Source organism: Gardnerella swidsinskii, from assembly GCF_003397705.1.
Lineage (GTDB): Bacteria > Actinomycetota > Actinomycetes > Actinomycetales > Bifidobacteriaceae > Bifidobacterium > Bifidobacterium swidsinskii.
Map to the genome: position 1 here is coordinate 83,132 of NZ_QJVB01000003.1, position 18,807 is coordinate 101,938.

At 38.3% G+C, this 18,807-nt stretch carries 20 protein-coding genes and 1 pseudogene; 19 read left to right on the forward strand and 2 right to left on the reverse strand.

Translation table 11 applies throughout. The features are described from left to right. Positions 1-56 precede the first annotated feature (56 nt). The 18 genes and pseudogenes from D0T18_RS04350 (at position 57) to D0T18_RS04435 (ending at position 16,511) form a co-directional block, all read left to right on the forward strand. Positions 57-923 (forward strand): exodeoxyribonuclease III, encoded by an 867-nt coding sequence (locus D0T18_RS04350; RefSeq protein WP_116440551.1) that lies wholly within the window; start codon positions 57-59, stop codon positions 921-923. Between the two features lie 156 nt (positions 924-1,079). Continuing rightward, positions 1,080-1,844 (forward strand): DUF3710 domain-containing protein, encoded by a 765-nt coding sequence (locus D0T18_RS04355; RefSeq protein WP_102703420.1) that lies wholly within the window; start codon positions 1,080-1,082, stop codon positions 1,842-1,844. A 24-nt stretch (positions 1,845-1,868) separates the two neighbouring features. After that, positions 1,869-2,720 (forward strand): DUF3159 domain-containing protein, encoded by an 852-nt coding sequence (locus tag D0T18_RS04360; RefSeq protein ID WP_240318290.1) that lies wholly within the window; start codon positions 1,869-1,871, stop codon positions 2,718-2,720. A gap of 80 nt (positions 2,721-2,800) precedes the next feature. Beyond that, positions 2,801-4,216 (forward strand): class I SAM-dependent RNA methyltransferase, encoded by a 1,416-nt coding sequence (locus tag D0T18_RS04365; RefSeq protein WP_116440552.1) that lies wholly within the window; start codon positions 2,801-2,803, stop codon positions 4,214-4,216. A gap of 639 nt (positions 4,217-4,855) precedes the next feature. Next, on the forward strand, positions 4,856-5,428 hold the full coding sequence (locus tag D0T18_RS04370) for a TetR/AcrR family transcriptional regulator (protein ID WP_116440553.1): 573 nt from the start codon (positions 4,856-4,858) through the stop codon (positions 5,426-5,428). Positions 5,429-5,597: 169 nt separating this feature from the next. Beyond that, positions 5,598-6,212 (forward strand): annotated as a pseudogene (locus tag D0T18_RS07095) (ABC transporter transmembrane domain-containing protein); the annotation flags it as partial. 12 nt (positions 6,213-6,224) lie between these two features. Further along, on the forward strand, positions 6,225-6,635 hold the full coding sequence (locus tag D0T18_RS07100) for a hypothetical protein (RefSeq protein ID WP_431834813.1): 411 nt from the start codon (positions 6,225-6,227) through the stop codon (positions 6,633-6,635). 103 nt (positions 6,636-6,738) lie between these two features. Beyond that, on the forward strand, positions 6,739-8,559 hold the full coding sequence (locus tag D0T18_RS04380; protein WP_116440554.1) for a DUF262 domain-containing protein: 1,821 nt from the start codon (positions 6,739-6,741) through the stop codon (positions 8,557-8,559). Between the two features lie 23 nt (positions 8,560-8,582). Beyond that, entirely contained in the window at positions 8,583-9,932 is a 1,350-nt protein-coding gene (locus tag D0T18_RS04385) for an SEC-C metal-binding domain-containing protein (protein WP_116440555.1), read from the forward strand. Between the two features lie 64 nt (positions 9,933-9,996). Beyond that, positions 9,997-11,043: a virulence RhuM family protein gene (locus D0T18_RS04390; RefSeq protein ID WP_116440556.1), complete on the forward strand. Its 1,047-nt coding sequence runs from the start codon at positions 9,997-9,999 to the stop codon at positions 11,041-11,043. An 811-nt stretch (positions 11,044-11,854) separates the two neighbouring features. Further along, positions 11,855-12,148, forward strand: coding sequence for a DUF2089 family protein (locus tag D0T18_RS04395; RefSeq protein WP_116440557.1), 294 nt, complete (start codon positions 11,855-11,857; stop codon positions 12,146-12,148). Next, complete coding sequence (locus D0T18_RS04400) at positions 12,145-12,318, forward strand: hypothetical protein (RefSeq protein WP_116440558.1); 174 nt, start codon at positions 12,145-12,147, stop codon at positions 12,316-12,318. The genes D0T18_RS04395 and D0T18_RS04400 overlap by 4 nt, the downstream gene beginning before the upstream one ends. Before the next feature lie 279 nt (positions 12,319-12,597). Further along, positions 12,598-13,059: a hypothetical protein gene (locus D0T18_RS04405; RefSeq protein WP_004110362.1), complete on the forward strand. Its 462-nt coding sequence runs from the start codon at positions 12,598-12,600 to the stop codon at positions 13,057-13,059. Positions 13,060-13,071: 12 nt separating this feature from the next. After that, positions 13,072-13,623 carry a hypothetical protein gene (locus D0T18_RS04410; RefSeq protein ID WP_076002703.1) on the forward strand — a complete coding sequence of 184 codons (552 nt, stop codon included), beginning with the start codon at positions 13,072-13,074 and terminating at the stop codon, positions 13,621-13,623. Between the two features lie 187 nt (positions 13,624-13,810). After that, positions 13,811-14,464 carry a response regulator transcription factor gene (locus D0T18_RS04415; RefSeq protein ID WP_116440559.1) on the forward strand — a complete coding sequence of 218 codons (654 nt, stop codon included), beginning with the start codon at positions 13,811-13,813 and terminating at the stop codon, positions 14,462-14,464. Between the two features lie 34 nt (positions 14,465-14,498). Then, on the forward strand, positions 14,499-15,671 hold the full coding sequence (locus D0T18_RS04420; protein WP_116440560.1) for a sensor histidine kinase: 1,173 nt from the start codon (positions 14,499-14,501) through the stop codon (positions 15,669-15,671). A gap of 302 nt (positions 15,672-15,973) precedes the next feature. Beyond that, positions 15,974-16,243: a type II toxin-antitoxin system RelB/DinJ family antitoxin gene (locus D0T18_RS04430; protein ID WP_004110348.1), complete on the forward strand. Its 270-nt coding sequence runs from the start codon at positions 15,974-15,976 to the stop codon at positions 16,241-16,243. Further along, on the forward strand, positions 16,236-16,511 hold the full coding sequence (locus D0T18_RS04435; protein WP_116440561.1) for a type II toxin-antitoxin system RelE/ParE family toxin: 276 nt from the start codon (positions 16,236-16,238) through the stop codon (positions 16,509-16,511). Before D0T18_RS04430 ends, D0T18_RS04435 begins: the two co-directional genes overlap by 8 nt. Positions 16,512-16,631: 120 nt before the next feature. On the opposite strand, the gene D0T18_RS04445 is transcribed toward D0T18_RS04435, so the two are convergent. Both D0T18_RS04445 and D0T18_RS04450 read right to left on the reverse strand, forming a co-directional pair. Next, positions 16,632-16,958 carry an IS3 family transposase gene (locus D0T18_RS04445; RefSeq protein WP_338029251.1) on the reverse strand — a complete coding sequence of 109 codons (327 nt, stop codon included), beginning with the start codon at positions 16,956-16,958 and terminating at the stop codon, positions 16,632-16,634. Positions 16,959-16,982: 24 nt separating this feature from the next. Beyond that, positions 16,983-17,537: an IS3 family transposase gene (locus D0T18_RS04450; RefSeq protein ID WP_116440563.1), complete on the reverse strand. Its 555-nt coding sequence runs from the start codon at positions 17,535-17,537 to the stop codon at positions 16,983-16,985. A 597-nt stretch (positions 17,538-18,134) separates the two neighbouring features. Here D0T18_RS04450 and D0T18_RS04455 point away from each other — a divergent pair. After that, on the forward strand, positions 18,135-18,527 hold the full coding sequence (locus D0T18_RS04455; protein ID WP_012913987.1) for a hypothetical protein: 393 nt from the start codon (positions 18,135-18,137) through the stop codon (positions 18,525-18,527). Positions 18,528-18,807 lie beyond the last annotated feature (280 nt).

The following is an 18,807-nucleotide window of genomic DNA, read 5'->3' on the forward strand; positions in this document are numbered from 1 at the left end:
TGTCTGTTGCTTAGTGGTGGAGCTGTTTGTGTTGTGTACATATTAGAGTTGATTACATGATTACAATTACGACTTCGAATTTAAACGGTATTCGTGCAGCTGAGCGCAAAGGTATGCTTAACTGGTCTGACGCGCATACTCCAGACGTGTGGTGTATGCAAGAAGTGCGCGCTCCGCAGGATGCAATCGACCCAATTATGACAAAAATTGAAATGGGATATTGTACGTCTGAAAATATCGTAAATTCTATAAAAAACGATAATTTTACTTATACAAATGAAGTTTGCCGTGTAAAAGGTCGAGCTGGAGTAGCTCTAGTTACGTCTCTTCCTGTAGTTGAAAAACGCTACGGTTTGCCTGGTTTAAGTGAGGATGTTGATTCTGGGCGATGGGTTGAAACTGACGTGCGTACCCCTGAAGGGTATGAAATTACTATTGCTTCTGTGTATGTTCATGCTGGAAATGTGGACGATCCGCAAAAAATGCAACAAAAATTCCGCTTTTTAGACACAATGCTTATACGCTTGGGGGAGCTTCGAAATATTGCAGCAAGTGGCGGAAATCAAGCGATTTTGTGCGGTGACTTTAATATTGCGCATACTTCACTTGATATTAAAAACGCTAAGGCTAATGAAAAAAGTGCAGGATTCTTGCCAGAGGAACGCGCTTATATTGATCGCTGGATTAACGAATATGAATTTGTGGACGTTATGCGCATGCTTGCAGGAGATATTCAAGGACCATACACTTGGTGGAGTCAGCGCGGTAAAGCTTTCGACAATAACGTTGGCTGGAGATTAGACTACCAGTTCGCAACTCCTGAAATTGCGGAAAGCGCTCGCGGATTTGTGATCGATCGTGCTGAAAGTTATGAGGCAAGATGGTCGGATCACGCGCCTTTAACCATAAAATACGGTGTGTGATTATTAATCACATTAACTGAAATAAATAAAGTAATAGCATTTGCTCATATGCATATTTTCAGTGCTTTGTTTATGATAATCTGGTGAAGTTGAGCAATTTACGACGATTAGCATTATGCTTATTGTTGTGCTTGTTGTTTTAAGAAATGAGGAATAATGGGTTGGTTATTTGGCCGACATGAAGAAGAAAAATCTTCAAAAGTTGAAGACAAAATCGTAGAGGTAAAAACTGGTCCATGGGATTTCAATGATGAAGATGCTCCTGATTTTAGCGATTATCTAGATTTTGGTTCAATCTATATCCCATATTTTCAAGGCATTGAGTTGCGAGTAAAAAAGCAGCATGAAACATCGCAAGTTCTTGGTATGACAGTAACTTATGGTTCTTCAAGCGTAGAAGTTGAAGCTTTTGCTGCGCCTAAAACATCTGGTATTTGGCTAGAAGTGTGCAAAGATTTGCTTGATGGTAATAGTCAAGCGTGTACAGTACAAGGCGAATTTGGTACTGAGCTACTGTTACCTGTAAAAGTTGGAGAAAAAACCATTACAACGCGTATTGTTGGCGTTGATGGTCCTAGGTGGATGCTTCGCGGAGTATTCTCTGGACCTGCAGCAACAGAGCTTGCAGATAATAATAACGAAACAAAACAATTAGACGAATGGTTTAAGGGGATTGTTGTAAATCGTGGTGAAGAGCCGCTTGCGCCTCGCGATTTTATTCCTATGCATGATCCAGTAACTAGAGAAGAAAAAGAAGCTGCTTTAAATGCAGAAAATAGCGGTAAAGATGGGGAAAATAATACGTCTGATGAAGATGCTAATAATGCACTAAAAAAAGACGATAAACCATTAGGTTACGACCAACAAGTAGAAGTAAAAACTACGCTTACACGCGGTCCAATGTTTGCTGAAATTAGATAATGCAAATAGTAGAAAGTTAATTGAATGGATTCACAAGAATCTTTACAGAAATCCGAAGAAGAGTTTTCTTCGCAAGAGTTTTCAAATGCAGTAAAACTCAACGATTCTGCGCAAACCAACGATTCTGCGCAAACCAAAAAACGCTCAGGACTAGCGACATTGGCTTCAATTGGAGCCGAAGGATCTACATTTTCTGTAATTGATTCAATGGGTGGCGTTCGAGGCGTAATCGAATCCATGCTTCCAGGCTTGCTGTTTGTTATTTGCTTCGTTGTAACACGAAATGTGCAAACAACGGTTATTGTTGCAGCTGTGATTGCTGTTTTGCAAGTTGTGATTCGTCTTATTCAAAGGCAATCGCTTATGGGAGCAATTAGTGGGCTTGTTTCCATTGGAATCTGCCTTGTTTGGGTGTGGACGAGTCACCAAGCGCGCGACTACTATATGATGGGCTTTATTACGAACGCTGTTTATGGTGTGCTTCTTGCTATTTCGCTGATTGTGCGCGTGCCTGCTTTAGGGCTTGTGATTGAGTCAATTCGCAAAATGCCTACGGAAAACTTTGGCTCGTGGCTTCACGAATGGCTCGATTATAAGCCGCTTAAGCGAGCGTATATGTATGTGACAGGATTGTGGATTGCTGTTTTTGTGCTGAGGCTCGTTTTGCAAGTGCCATTATATTTGACGAATCACGTTGTGTGGCTTGGTACCGTTCGCTTGATTATGGGATTGCCGTTCTGGGCACTCGCAATTTGGGTTTCTTACTTGATTATCGCAACGCCGTTTATGCGTCTTCACCATAAAAATCGCGAAGAAAATTATCGCGAAGAAAAGCAGATTGACGAAGATGAAAACGATGTAAATTCAGTGAAGTAAAATCATCTTAACAAAAATCAGCGTTAGAAAATCAGCGTTAGAGAATCAGCTTAACAAAACGCAAAACTAAGGGGTAGTACATGCAAGTAACGATGCGAATCGAGCGATATGCGGATCAAGGTAGATGCGTAGGTCATCTCGAAGGACGCGTTGTATTCGTGCGATTTGCCCTTCCTGGTGAGCTGGTTGTTGTGCGCATGGATGAGCCGATGCGTGCAAAAGCGCACTTTTTTACTGGCGAAGTTGTAGAAGTTTTGGAGCCTAGTGCGGATCGTGTGGAGCCGCAATGGAAGCTCGCTGGTCCTTTGGCTCAGGGCGGCGGAGTTGGCGGCGCGGATTTAATTCACGTTTCTTTGCCTGGTCAGATTCGTTGGAAGGCTTCCGTAATTGCCAATCAATTCCAGCGTTTAGCGCATATGGATGTTGCGGAAAGCGATGTTAGTGTTGAGCGCATGCCAGGGGACGAGGAGCTTAACGGGTTTAATTGGCGTACGCGCATGGAGTTGGTTGCGGATGATGAAGGGCGATTGTCTATGCGTAAGCGCGAGTCGCATGATCGCATTGCGATTGATACTATGCCGCTTGCGTCGCGCGCAGTTTTGGCTGTTGCGGATTCTTTGGACTTGTGGAATCGTTCTTTTTCGCCAAATGCGCAAATTCGTCTTGCTGTTCCAGAGCCTAGGGTTGATGGTTTGGATTTTGGTGTTTCTGGCGATAAGGCTGCGCTTCTTAGTGCGATTGGCGAAAATTATGCGCTTATAGTAAATGATGAGTTGGTTGCAGGATCGGCATTGTTGCGCGAGCGCGTGCGAGTTGCTGTTAATGAAGATTTATCTCGTGCGCGTACTTTTGATTACGATGTTGATGGGCGCGGTTTTTGGCAGATTCATCGCGCAGCTCCAGAGCATTTGGTGAACTACGTTTTGGGATTAGTTCGTTCTGCACTTGGTGGGCGCACTAAGAATACTGTTTTGTGGGATTTGTATTCTGGTTCGGGTTTGTTTACGATTCCTCTTGCGACTTTGGCTAATGTTGGCGGAGATTCTGCTGGTGATGCAGGTTCCGTTGGTTCTGCAGAGCCAGCTCGCGTGCTTAGCATTGAGGGTGCGCCGATTGCTGTAAAGAACGCAAGGCGAAATATTGGACGCGCTGGTCTTAGCAGGGATGTTGTTGAAGCGCTTGAAGGGGATGTTGCGCAAACTCTTGAATCGCAGGTGTTTAAGGCGAGTAAGTCATCTAAGATTGTGCGCCGATTTGCGCATCCAGATGTTGTTGTGTTAGATCCTCCGCGCGCTGGTGCTAAAGCTCAAGTTTGTAAGCAGATTGCGAAGTCTGGAGCAAGAAGCGTTGTGTATGTTGCTTGCGATCCGACCAGTCTTGCTCGCGATGTTGGCACGTTTAGGGAGCTTGGTTACAGCGTTCAGTCTTTGCGTGCGTTCGACATATATCCCAACACTCATCATGCAGAATCAGTGGCGCTCCTTTACAAATCGTGACTGTTTCAAGATATCGTTTTGATGACACCTACTTGCGTACAGTCTAGTTGCTGCGTTTTAGGCTTTGTGTAGCAGGGCTTAGCGAGAGTTATCGTTAAAGGGTTTAGCCTGTGGTGGATTTAAGCTGGCTTTGCTCGGTTTTTGAACGTATTTTGGCTGTTTGAGGGAAGATATCAACGTTCTAGGGTCGAGTGCACAGGATGTTAACGTACTTCGCTTGCGTTGAAAGCACACTGTGTTTTCAACTTTGAGCAAGCTCAGCGAATCGAAGTGCATTCGCGAATTATATTATTCCTCACGGCTATTAGTAGCCGTTCGGCTGATTTGGCATGTAAAGTCCACTGGACTTTACATTTGAGCCAAATCACGCTTTGAAGGAGCTTGAAATGCGTTATGCAATTTCAAGCTCTGTCAAAGCGCCCATTCAAGTCGATTCGCCACTTTGCACCCACCTTGTGAAGTGGGAAAATAAGGTTGTTGGCGTGGTTACAATTTTATCAAACAGAATTAATGAGATGTAATTTAACGGAAATCTGCTTTTTCTTGCAGTCTTAAATCCAGTTTCTTTTTGAACTAATACACTAAACTCTTGACAAATATTGAATTTAGGTTCAGTATTTTATTTGAAAGAGGTGTGATATGGCACAAGTATTGAAAGAAGAAGTTAGAAATAGGATACTTGATGCAGCAGAAAAAGTATTTTATAAAAATGATTATAGAGGTGCTAAATTAACAGAAATTGCAAAAGAAGCAGATATTCCTGTGGCACTCATTTATACCTATTTCAAAAATAAGGAAGTTTTGTTTGATGCAGTAGTAAGTTCTGTTTATATAAACTTTGACTCAGCTTTTAATGAGGAAGAATCTTTGGAAAAGGGTTCTGCTTCTGAAAGGTTTGATGAAGTTGGAGAAAATTATATTCATGAACTTTTAAAAGAGCGTAAGAAGTTAATTATTTTAATGGATAAAAGTTCAGGTACAAAGCATGCAGAAGCAAAACAAAAACTCATATCGCAAATGCAGGTTCATATTGAAGTAAGTTTAAAAAGACAATCTAAACAGAAATATGATCCAATGCTTGCCCATATTTTAGCCAGTAACTTTACAGAGGGGTTTCTTGAGATAGTAAGGCACTATCAAAGTGAAAAGTGGGCGAAAGATATGCTAAAACTTATTGCAAGGTGTTATTACAAGGGAGTGGAATCCTTATAATAAGCACTAAAAATAGACTTTGCGTAATCAGCAAAGTCTTATTTTAAACCTTAATATTGAATTAAAATTCAATATTATTCAGTTTTGGAAGGAGCGTTGTTTATGCCAGAAAAAGAATTAAGGAAAAAGTGATAGGTAAAATGGCTTATCCAATGCACTCCTTGCTTTAAAAATAGTATTTGATTTGATACCACAAATCTTACTTGTATATTTGATTAGTTCTTTAATCACAAACAATACTAACGAAGTTGATTTAAAGTATGTATTTTTTGGAATCTTTATCTCATTTGTGTTAAAAGGCGTGTTTTACTATTTTGCAACAAAGGTTGCTCATGAGAAAGCATACGAAAAATTAACAGAACTTAGGTTAGATATTATTGATCATCTAAAAAAACTAAGTTTAGGATTTTTTAAAGAACATAATACAGGAGAGCTTACCAACATTGTTCAGCATGATGTGGAACAAGTGGAAGTATACCTTGCCCATGGTCTTCCTGAAATAATGTCAGTTACACTTCTACCTACCATTATTTTTGTAGCTATGATTTTTGTGGATTGGCGTCTTGCTCTTGGAATGATTGCCGGAGTTCCACTTATGTATTTGGTAAAAGTTCTTTCGCAGAAAACAATGGATAAAAACTTTGCTATTTATTTTAATCACGAAAAGAAGATGAGAGAAGAGCTAATGGAATATGTAAAAAATATTTCTGTTATTAAGGCCTTTTCGAAAGAAGAGGAGATAAGTGAAAGAGCATTAAAAACGGCAAGAGAGTATGTTTACTAGGTTAAAAAGAGTATGGGGGCAATCACAATTCCAATGGGACTTATTGACATATTTATGGAAATTGGAGTAGTTATTGTCATGATTTTGGGAAGTATATTTCTTTACTATGGAAATATTACAACCCTTAATTTTATACTTGCAATTATTTTATCATCTGCGTTTACAGCATCCATAAGCAAGACAGCTACTCTACAACATTTTTCTATTGTATTTAAGGAGGCATTAAAGGCGATTGACAAAGTTTTAACCGTTCCGCTTCCAAAGAAAAAGACAGAACAAGGTTTAGAATTTGGAAACATAGAAATGGTTCAACAAATAAGCGTTCAATTGAAATTCAAAAATATGGCTTTTCAAGGAAATCTGCTCTGTACATATTACAACACGAAGCAGAATACGTTTTTTATAAATCAGGAACAGGGCTAGAACTCAAGAAATCACTATTATAATGTCTTAACAAGGGTGTTAAAGCAGATGCTGAGTTGGCTTGGTATAATACACCGGAACTGTTTCTGGAGGAGGAAGCTTAATGAAAAAGATAGAAGGTTCACCAAAGAATCTCAAGCAGCTTTTGCAGAATACAAAATATTCAATTCATTATTATCAGCGTGAGTATATGTGGCAGAGAAAGCATATTGAAGAACTGATAGACGATTTAACTTCGGAATTTTTAGAGTATTATCATCCGGGGGACTCTAGACTAGCAGTTGCTGATTATGGAGCGTATTTTATGGGATCCATTGTATTAGCTGGTAGGGAGAATGCTATTATCGATGGTCAGCAAAGATTCTCATCTTTGACATTGCTACTGATGTATCTTAATAACAGATTAAAGAGCATCGGTCAGAGTTATAACATGATTGAGACCATGATTTTCTCTGAGTCCTTTGGCTCGAAGTCTTTTAATATCAATGTAGATGACCGGCAGGATTGTATGAATGCAATTTTCAACGATACTGACTTTGATACTACTGGTGCTGGTGAGTCCGTAAAAAATCTATATGGTCGTTATCAAGATATTCAGGATGTTTTCCCGGCATGCATTACAGATGATATGTTGCTGCATTTTTGTGATTGGGTTGCGGAGAAAGTATTCTTTATTGAGATTGTAGCAACAACAGAACAGGACGCTCATAAGATATTCGTTACAATGAATGATCGTGGTTTGAGTTTGACATCCACCGAAATGTTGAAGGGCTATTTGCTTTCGGAGATAAAATCTGACTCCATACGAGAAAAAATGAATGGCCTTTGGAAAGAAAAAGTTCTTACTTTGAAGAAGTACGATGACAAAGGCGATGAGATCTTTATTAAGGCATGGTTGAGAGCTCACTATGCAGAAACAATTCGTGAAGCAAAAGCTGGTGCAGTAAATAAGGATTTTGATATCATCGGCGGTTTCTTCCACAAATGGGTACGAGATGAACGTGATAAGCTGGGACTTAATGGTTCCGATGACTTTGAGTTGTTCATAAAGAAATTTGCAAAATTCGCAGAGGTTTATGAGCGTATCCGTCAGGCAGAAACAACGTTCGCTGAAGAAACAAAGTATGTATATTACAATGCGCAAGTTAACTTCACATTACAGCCACAGCTATTATTAGCACCTGTATGTTATGAAGATTCATGGCCAGTTATTATTGAGAAGATTAATCTGGTAGCAAGATTTATTGATGTTTTGATTGTATCCAGAGTAACGAAGTGCAGCTCTGTAAATTACAGCACAATTAAAAACTTTGTTTTCAATGTTACTAAGGATATCCGCATGACAGACATACCTACATTGAAACAGAAATTAGAACAGCAGTATATCAATCTCGCATTTGACCCGGCAGCAGCATTAAGTAATTTAGGACTTAACAGCTTTACTAAGAAATACATTAAGAATATCCTTGCACGTATTACAGGATTTATTGAAGAACATACTGGTGTTGCATCAAACTACTGCAATTACATGAACACTCAAACAAAGAATCCATTTGAGATTGAGCACATTATTACAGACCATTATGAATGGTTTACCGCGGAATATTCTGACCGAGACGATTTCAGACGTTGGAGAAATAGCATCGGTGCGTTATTGCTTCTTCATAAGAGCATCAATGCAAGCTTAAATGATGCAAAGTATGATTACAAACTGAAAAAGTACTGTTCCAATGAAGGAAATATCTATACTGAATCACTTGGTGATCTGGCATATCAGAATAATCCCCAATTTAAGAAGTTCGTTTTAGATAATAATCTTGGCTTCAAATCGTATGCTTCATTTGGTAAGAATGAAATTGCTGAAAGAATAGCAGTACTCATTGACTTGGTAAAACTCGTTTGGAACGATGATATGTTTATGTAATCCAGCGAAAGGAGGCAGGTTTTATGGTTTTTAATACTTTTATAAAATGTCAGGTTTGCGGATGTATTACTAGAGTTCGTTTACAAGTTGGCTGTCAAGAAGAACATCCGATAGAAGTAGCATGCGGTAAATGTGGAACCTCTTTGTCTGGTAGCGTGAAGATAGGGCAAGATCGTCCGGGGTTAAGTTTTTCTTTTGATAATGCTGATGAAGTTCAGGGCGAAAATGCGGATTACATTATTGAGTGTTCTGGTGAATTTCCTACCTTAAAACAAGTAGAAGCAGCTGATTTAGAGAGACTAGTGATTACACCGTTTATTCGATATATGAATTGTATGAAAACGAATGATTCTTATGAGGAATTTGGACAAGATGTGTCTAAGTTGAACGTAACTGCCAAAAAGTGGAAGAACTATAAAAGAATTCTCAATTTAGCAAAAAACAATAGCGAATACTTAACTCAAGAGATTCAAAAGGAGTTTTCTGGTCATTTTTTTCAATGTAGAGATGAATTCGAAACATTGAGAGCTGTCCATATGATTGAGGTATATGGATTTTATTCATCATTAAGAAAAGATATCTATAATGACCTTTCGTTTAGCACTGGAATATTGAAAATGGATTCAGCGCAAATGAAAGACCTGATTGAGTTCCTTAATTCTCATGATGGATTCCACCTTGAAGAATTACAGGAACTGATCTACAAGGTCTACGATGAGTTTATGGTCGTATATCAAAGACTTATACCTGCATTGGCTATACAATACTGTAAAGATAATTCTTTTGATTTTGAATACGAAGGTTCCACAACGAGCAGTTTTGATAGTGTAAAACAGTTTTATCTGGATGTTTATGAGGCATTAGGTAATTTGATGATTATTCCTGTTGCTCTTAACAATATTAAGTATAGGTCTGATATCAATGCTATGAATCCGATTGAGAAAAATGTAAAGTTTTTAGAGGATTATATTAAACTCACAAAAGCATCAAGATATCATTTTTGCTTGGATTCTGAGGACTATACAGGCTTTTTGAAAATCCTCGTGAATGCGAAATTGAGAAATGCTATCGGTCATAATGATGTTGAATACAATTCAGTAGACCAGCTGATAACTTATATTCCTAATCCGAAAGATAGAACAAAAAAGAAAACAGAATATTTGCTTGAATTTGAAAATGAGGCAATGTGTATGTTTCAAGCTATATTGGGAGTCTCTGAATATTTATATCGTCTTAGGGAACTTGAACTTATGCATGACGGAAAAATTCCTATTATGGTTCAGGAAAGAGCAAATTGGCCGAAGAAGATAGGCCGCAATGAATTGTGTCCATGTGGAAGTGGGAAGAAGTATAAGCGTTGTCATGGGCGATGAGAGCATACAGAAATTCATTCATTGTTTATTATAGAGTGATTTATCGAAGAAGGAGGTCTCTTATTTGAAAAAGAAAAAAGATGAAATAACCATTCGTTCCAGTGCGGCAGAATATCTGACCTATGTTGCCTCTGTCGGCGATCAGCAGGACAGTATTGAGATGCGCTATGAGGACGAAAACATATGGCTGACACAGAAGATGATGGCCACGCTGTATGGCGTGGATGTTCGTACAATTAATGAGCATATTAAGAAGATTTATTCCGACTTAGAGCTTGAGGAAGATACAACTATCCGGAATTTCCGGATAGTTCAAACCGAAGGTTCACGTCAGATTACTCGTGATATGAAACATTATAATCTTCAAATGATTATTGCTGTTGGGTTCAAGGTGAATAATGAACGAGCAGTGCAGTTTCGTAAATGGGCTAATGGCATCGTAAAGGACTATACCATCAAAGGATGGGTTATGGATGATGAGCGTTTAAAAAACGGTGGTTCCGTGCTCACAACAGAATATTTTGATCGTTTGCTTGAGCAGATTCGTGAGATTCGTTTATCTGAGCGTAGATTCTATCAGAAGATAACGGACATCTATGCTACAGCTCTTGATTATGACCGCACAGCAAAAACGACAAAGCAGTTTTTTGCAAAGGTGCAGAACAAGATGCATTATGCAGTTCACGGACATACGGCAGCAGAGTTAATTTATGAGCGAGCAGATGCAGGCAAGCCGCATATGGGATTAACTACATGGGCAGCAGTACCAGAAGGCAAGATCGTAAAAAGTGATGTGACTGTTGCAAAAAATTATCTTTCTGATCAGGAAATGCGTTCATTGGAGCGTATTGTTTCAGCGTATTTAGATCTGGCAGAGGATCGTGCTGAACGTCACATTCCGATGACAATGGAGGACTGGGCAAAGCGTCTGGATCTATTCCTGATGGCTGATGACAGAGAGGTCCTTCAGGATGCAGGAAAGATTACGGCAGAGATTGCCAAGGCTAAAGCCGAGACTGAATTTGAAAAGTATCGTGTTATTCAGGACAGATTGTTCATGTCTGACTTTGATAAATACATGTTGGAACTGGAAGAAAATGCAAAGAAATAGTTAAAATGTTTCTCTCGTTCAATGCAGGATTTTCAGGTATGATAAGGTCGAGTGCACGGAAACCTGGCTATCAGTTAGGACGAAAAATATCTGTTGACCTGTTTTTGTAGGAAGAACGGACAAGATTGAGGCGATGGCGGTTCCTCGCAAGATTTGACTTTTATGTTGGAATCACTATAAATAGTAGAAACAAATAAAAAAGTTGAACTTTTTCCTTGGATGGGCGAGGTTCAGACCGTGATATGGATAGCGGAATGTATCAAGAATTTTCTGCTATAGAATTTGTGGATATGTTTCCACTAACAAACGGAGATATGTTGCCACATTTCGTATTAGTCTGAATAGGTTCCTGATGACTGACATCAATCCGGACCTATCGTGCCACGTGGAGACTGTAGTGTTGATGTCAAAGATTGATTAGCTGGGTGCATTGAAAGCTTTGTGTAGCAAGGCTTAGCGAGGGCTATCGTTAAAAGGTTTAATGCGAAGCGGCTTCAAGCTGGGTTCTCGCGGTTTTTGAGTGCGATTTTGCTGTATGAGGGAAGATGTCGACGCTCTAGGGTTGAGTGCACAGGATGTTAACGTACTTCGCTCGCGTTGAAAGCACACTGTGCTTTCAACTTTGAGCAAGCTCAGCGAATCGAAGGCGTAAAACAAAAATAAGGATTGGAGTTATAGGTTAAAATTGCCCTAAGCCCCCCTTTACGTCATATCTCTCATGCTCATTCTTGACAAACCCATACAACAACTTTAATATTTTTAATAAAAGTTTAATTTAATTAAAGTTTTATAGGTTGAAGAAAGGGGTGATATGGATCATATTCCAAAATGGATGGCTAATCTCACAGACGAAGATATGTCGTTTATAAAGAACTTTGTATTATCGTCTGGATCGTTAAAAGAAATGTCGCAAATGTATCAAGTCTCTTACCCAACGATGAGAACCAGGCTTAACAGACTTATTGAAAAACTGCGCATAAGCGACAATGAACCAGAAGATCCGTTCGTTCTTTTAGTAAAGAGTCTTGCTATTGACGATAAATACGATGTTGACACAGCTCGAACACTCATAAACGAATATAGAAAAAGAAAGGATGAATCGTGAGCTATGCATTATTTGGTCCGATAATTGACATTCTTATCGTACTTGCTATATGTGCTTTAGTGTTCTTTATTGCAAGAAGTCTTATTCGATATGCGCATTCTCTTAAGAAAGACGATAAGTCATCTAAGCAGTCTGCAGAAGATAAAAGAATTGCATTACAGGACTTATAAAACTCAAAAATAACAAGTTATCGTGGCAGAAATTGCAAAATTAGCAAAAACTGCCACGATAGCTCCATAAATATGTCTTTATTTAAGAATGGTTCCAAAATGTAAATATTTTTAAATGTTGGTTGTTAGGAACATACAAACTACTAATAGTAAAAGTTTTTTTAAAAAGTTTTCTAAAAGCACTATCGTTAAAAATAGGTACACCTATTTGTGTAGATAAAATCTGCACGTTAGTATGTTGGTAATTTACAAAACGAGAATCACGAGGAGGTGCTTATTATGACTAATCCTTTGCGCGGTATACGAGAAGAAGATATCGTCAAGTATTTTAAAGATCACAATCTTTCAGTTGATAAGACGTATGTATTTACAATGAAATACGACCCTTGGTGGAAAGATTTAATCAAACTATTTTTGTTACCTAAATTATTCTATGTAGCGCAAGGCGTTGATGCGCGTATTGTCGCTGCCACTAATAATGAGTTTATTGTGGTTAATCCGAATGCCATTTTAGGCTCGGGTAATCTAGCTAAATTAGACGATAAGCATCTTCGTCGCATTCCGTGGAATCAACTCACTAATTTTGAAGTTATAAATAAGCCAACAACTCAAATAATTCGCTTTACTGTCAATAGTAAAACCGAAGAATGGAGTGTACCAACGGAAAGTGCTAGCGTATGGCACTTTAATGTGTACAATCTTGATAATTTGAGAAAAACAATACAATCGCACATTAAGTAAGGAGATACGGTTATGTTAAAGGTAAAAAAGATTGTAACATCACTGATTGTGACTGTTTTGTCTTTCGGATTCTTGTCAACAACAATTCCAGCTGCGGAAGCGACTGAAAATAAGTCTACAGCTATTGTACAACAGGATGTTAAGAAAATTGAACAAGAAGTTCGTTTTATTTTTGAAGAAGCTAGCAGTTATAAGAATGGCGTGGTTTCTGTTAAAGATGAGCTCCTTAAGATGAAATATGGAAAAGTAATGGCCGCATACATTGCTGAAGGTATTCGACAAGTATATACAAATGATAACCTGTTGGACGCAATCCGCGCGAATAGCCAAGATAAGGATTTTTGGTCTTGCATGGGCGGCGAACTTATAGGTTTAATTCCTGGGATGGATATTGCTCAACTGCTTTCCAGTGGTGATTTTAAAGCTTATATTGAAGGGCATGCTTGGGATAAGCTTGCTAAATTCCTTGCAAAACAAATCGCTAAATTTGGATTGAAGGTGAATGTTGCAGGTATCGTAGCATCAATCGCAATTGGCGCTGGGAAATGCCTCATTTTTGGATGAAATAGTAATAAATTGTTCACTTTTGTCATAGATTTATGATGCATGTATTGCAATTTTGTATTGCAAAATATGAAAATAATGCTTTGGCTTTATCGCACAATTACTTTGCGACAGAGCCGAAGCATTTTAATCATCATTCTAAACATCTATTGACAAGCAAATTCCAAAACAAGATATCATATATTGTATGAACACTACTTATGCAATTGTTGATAATGACACGCTTGTATTGCGATATATGCAACTTCTTCTGAAAAGTCGTTTGCCTGAAAACTTTGTTTGTGCATGGATGTGTTCTTCTGCAAAACAAGCTATTCATCGTTGCGTTACAGAAAATACTCCTGACGTACTTTTAGTAGATATGTCAATGAGAGAAATGAGTGGTGTTGATGTAATTAAAGCAATTCGCGAGCGCAATAGCAATATTGTTTTAATTGGCATTACTTCCTACATGCTGGATGAATACGTATTGCAAGTTGCTAAGTCGGGTGGTCAAGCGCTAGTGCATAAAGACAATTTAGCAGACGTAGTTGCAGCTATCCAATCGCGCGCAGCGAGCTATGGTTGCCCAGAATTGCCACAATATATTGACTATTTTCACACTCCGCAAGAATCATTTAATATGATTTCTCAACTTTCGAAGACTTCAGTTTTGTCTCCTCAAGAATCGGAAATTATGCGCTTGTGCAAACAGGGGTATTCTACGAAAGAGATTGCAGATCAGCTTAATGTGAAAGTTTCAACAGTCAACACGCATTTACGGCGTATTTATGGAAAACTTCAAGTTAAAAGTCGCATGCAGGCGCTTGCTGTGCTCGCAAAATATTCACATGACATATAACGTGTAAGAAATTAACGTGTAAAAGTAGGTAGTTATGAAATTATTAACGCGTATGATCAATTTTTTGCCGCATGATGCCTGGCAGAAAATTGGAATTGGTGTGATCATAAGTTGTACTTTGATTCTTGAGATTTGTTCCTATAATAATCTTCATTACTACTCTAATTGGCATGCCATTACGGTTGAAATAGTATGGATTGTAATCTGCTTATGTATTGCAATATGGCCACGTAAAGCATCTTTTATTGTACTTATTTGGATGCCGTTGGTAATTATTGCGCCAAATATCAACTACTCATCTATGATGCTTACCATATTGATTTGTTTGGCAATTGCTGTAATTACTCAACCTTGGTACACCGTGCTTTCTTCTTGCGGAGTATCTTCATGGTTCTTTATTATCTGCGATTTTCAAAACGCTTATGTGTTAGCGTGGTGGCTTCTTATCACTCTTATTTCTAGCGCAATCGTAAAATACTATATTTCTACTATTCACCAACAACAGGAACAGTTATTTGCACAGCGTTACAACGTTTTTCAAAAATATGCCACTATTGCAGCAATTCGCATGCACGATGAAGTAACTAATGAGCTTTCCAGCATTATGATGATGGCTCAACAATCTATTGAACCTCAAACGACTCATGAGCAAGAGCGTGAAAATTCGCGAGAGATTCTTCAACGTGCTACTACAACTGTTCATAGAGCACGTAATATCATTTCTCTTCTTGACAATGCTACAACTGCAAGCACTGGCGATGTTATGCAATCGACTACATGTTATAAAGATTTTTGTACAGGCTTACGCGTTTTATTTGACTGTGAACAAAAGTCATTTGAAAAGCTTGGCTATATTGGTTCCATTGACTTGAGTAGTGATTTAGCTACTGAAGATTCTCAATCAATCCATTTGCCTTTTGAAGAATGTGCTCAAATTGAGTATATTTGCCGAGAACTGCTTACGAACGTAAAAAAGCATGCTGCAAAGCCTAAAGAATACGCCATGAATGTAATGCTTAATGACCATGAATGTCATATTACGTGTATAAATAGTGCGCAACGAGGTATTCTTGCTAACTTGCAATTAGGATATGGACTGCGTTTTCATAAGATGCTTGCGGAACGCGTTGGTGGAACTTTTAAAGTTATTGAAGATGGCGATTCGTGGATTATTAATGTACATGTTCCGCTTCATGCAGAGAAATAGCCATTGCGCAAGATGCTTATTGTGCTTTCTTGCGCTTCAATCGAGTATTTGGACGAACCTTTGTGCAGCAGATGCAAGTAGGCGGTTAATTTGCAATGCAGAATGCTGCTTCGTTGCTATGTTATACCAGTTATCGTGGCAGTTTTTGCTAATTTTGCAATTTTTGCCACGATAACGCGCGATTTAGTAATAATTGTGTGCACAATGGTGCTACTTTGGTATTACGTTGGGTGCTGTAGGTCTGTTATAATAAAGCAAAGCATGAATAACAAATTCATGATTTTGAGCTTAAAGGAAACGACATGACTTCTACAAAAACAGCTAGAACAGGCAGATTAAGTGTAAGAGTTAATCCAGAAATACGGGATAGCGCATCGCAAGTTCTTGAACATTATGGTCTTGATATGAGTTCAGCAGTCAACCTATTTTTATATCAGATTGTAAATACGCAACGTTTCCCATTTTCACTTGAAAGTTCTCCATATGAGCATGCTATTGATGAAGCTATGAAAGAAAAACCAATAGCTGCAGGTACTGTAGACGATTTTGCTGAGCTGATGCGCAATGCCTAAACCGCCATTTTATAGTCCAATCTATCTGCGAGATGTTAAGAAATATAAGCAGAAGCATTACGATATTGAGCAAGTAATCAATATTGTAAGACTTATTTGCAATGGTGCAGATTCTCGCGAACTTGCAACTTATAGAGATCATATTCTTAAAGGCTCATATAAAGGCGTGCATGAATTGCATGTGTCTGCAGATGTTCTACTGTTGTATCAAGTTAAAGAAGATTGCATTATATTTCTACGCTTAGAATCTCACGACGACTTATTCTAGCTAGCAAAATCTACCACGATAACTTGCTTAAAAATATAGTTATACAAAAGGAATCACATTTTCAAGCGTACTTGATGAAATTATAAACTTATTGAACGTTCTTAACTCTAAGCAAAATGACTAAATTTTGTATCCATTGGCGACAAAGCGACAATTTTGGCGACATAAAAATGTCGCTTGGGGCTTAGGACAATTTTTAGACATTTTGTGCAACCATAGCACGATGTTCCATAATTGTCTTTTAATCCCCATTTTAATTCTGTGATTGTTGTAAAAATCAATATAAGTATGAATAGCTTGACGTAATTCTTCTGTACTATCCCAGTTAAGTGGATAATACATTTCTGTTTTCATTCGTCTAAAAAAGCCTTCACAGGCAGCATTATCTCCACTGTTTCCTTTTCTTGACATGGAGCGTGTAATACCAAGACCTTCTAATTTCTCAATCCACCTGCCACCTCTATAGTGATTTCATCTATCGGTATGAATAACTAAGCTTTTACATTCTGTAGTGTCAAGGGTAGTTAAAGCCCCTTCTAACATTTCATCTACAAGACACTGATCTGGGTGGTTTGAAAGAGCGTAAGAGGCCACTTTACTATCAAAACAGTCAATCATAGGGCTTAAATAGAGTTTTGACTCTTTTGCTGAAAACTCAGTAATGTCTGTAAGCCAAATCTTATTAGGTGAATCTGCATGAAAATTATTATTAACGATGTTACTACATGCGGGAGTAATTTCTCCTATGTAACTTGAATAGCGTCTTTTACGCCTGGCATATCTAACCTCAATTAACTCTTCTTTCATGAGCCGTCTTACTACTTTTTCAGATACTTTAATACCTTTAGTTCTCAATACTAACCATATTCTAGGAGAGCCATAAGTAAAGAAGTTTTCTTCTGCAATCTTGTGTATGCAACCTCGTATATGTGCGTATTTGTCAGGTTTTTGAAGAGCATTTTTAGCATAGTAATAACTTGAACGTTTTATCTGAAGTGTTTTAATCAGAAGCTCTAACGGTAACACTAAAAGTAGTTAGGCCTATAACACTTTTTGCGGAGTGAGGATTTCTGATATTAATACGGTTGGGATTATATTAGATTTGTTGGGATTGTATTAAATACAGTTGGGACTTTATTAGCCGCGGTTGGGACTCTATTAGAGCGTGGCTAATGCTCGTTTTGTTTTCTAAAACGAGTGTTGTTTAACGAGAAGGGGGGTGAAAACATTGTTAACGCTTAAACCTCAAAGCACGTAGCTTTCAAGGCAAGTGTGGTTTTTACATGTCAAACTGTTATAAAAACGAGATTATTCCACTCTTTTTTACACTCATGATACGGGTTTTAAGAAAGAGCTGGTAAATGTTATAAGAATTTTTGGAACAATTAACAAGATTGTGGTTAATGATTAATCAATAAGACACTACTAATAAACAGTTAAAGCCTGATTAGCTATAGGGCGATGAGATACGTCAATAGGATCCTCATGGTTTTTTCATGACTCCTATGAAGTACCTCTATTCTACTATGGCTGTTTTTCAGGTATTAGAGTCGGTACTTCATAAAGTATCGGCTCTTTTTTGTATGTGTCTTCACCCTACCGCTGCAGGCGGGAAGGGTGAGCATGAAGACTCGCAAAACTAATAGCAACGATCGAGCAACATATAAGTACACAAGTTGTGTTCGTAATGAAGATGGTAGTTATAGTGAAGGAACTATCGAGATTAAACCTGGCGAAAATGGTGTCACTGAAGCGGATATTAAGATGCTTCACTCAATGGATGACAGTGAGGTTTACTACAACAATAAGAACCTGCGTCCTACTAGAACTGTTGAAGAAAAAGCTGAAATTGAAGCTTGGAAAGAAGAATATATCCAGCATTTTAATCTTAAGCATGGTTATGAGCCGAATAAAGATGATGTGGAGTATGCTACTGAAGAGCATTTTCCACGTAACTATAATCTTTCACTTGACTTTGATGCACGTCGAGAGTGTCGTATTGATGTCAAAAGCTGATTAGGTGGGTGCATTTTTGCCCTTGTGTAGCAGGGGTTAGCGAGGACTATCGTTAAAAGGTTTAATGCGGGGCGGCTTTAAGCTGGGTTCTCGCGGTTTTTGAGTGCAGTTTGGCTGTTTGGGGGAAGATATCAACGCTCTAGGGTCGAGTGCAATAAGTTCAATGATTGTTGCTTGTGCACAGTGTGATATACAAATGTATCAATCACTTGGATTTTCAATTCAGATTGGGAACTTGTTTGCATTTGAACCATAAGTCACAGTCATTAGATAAAAAATA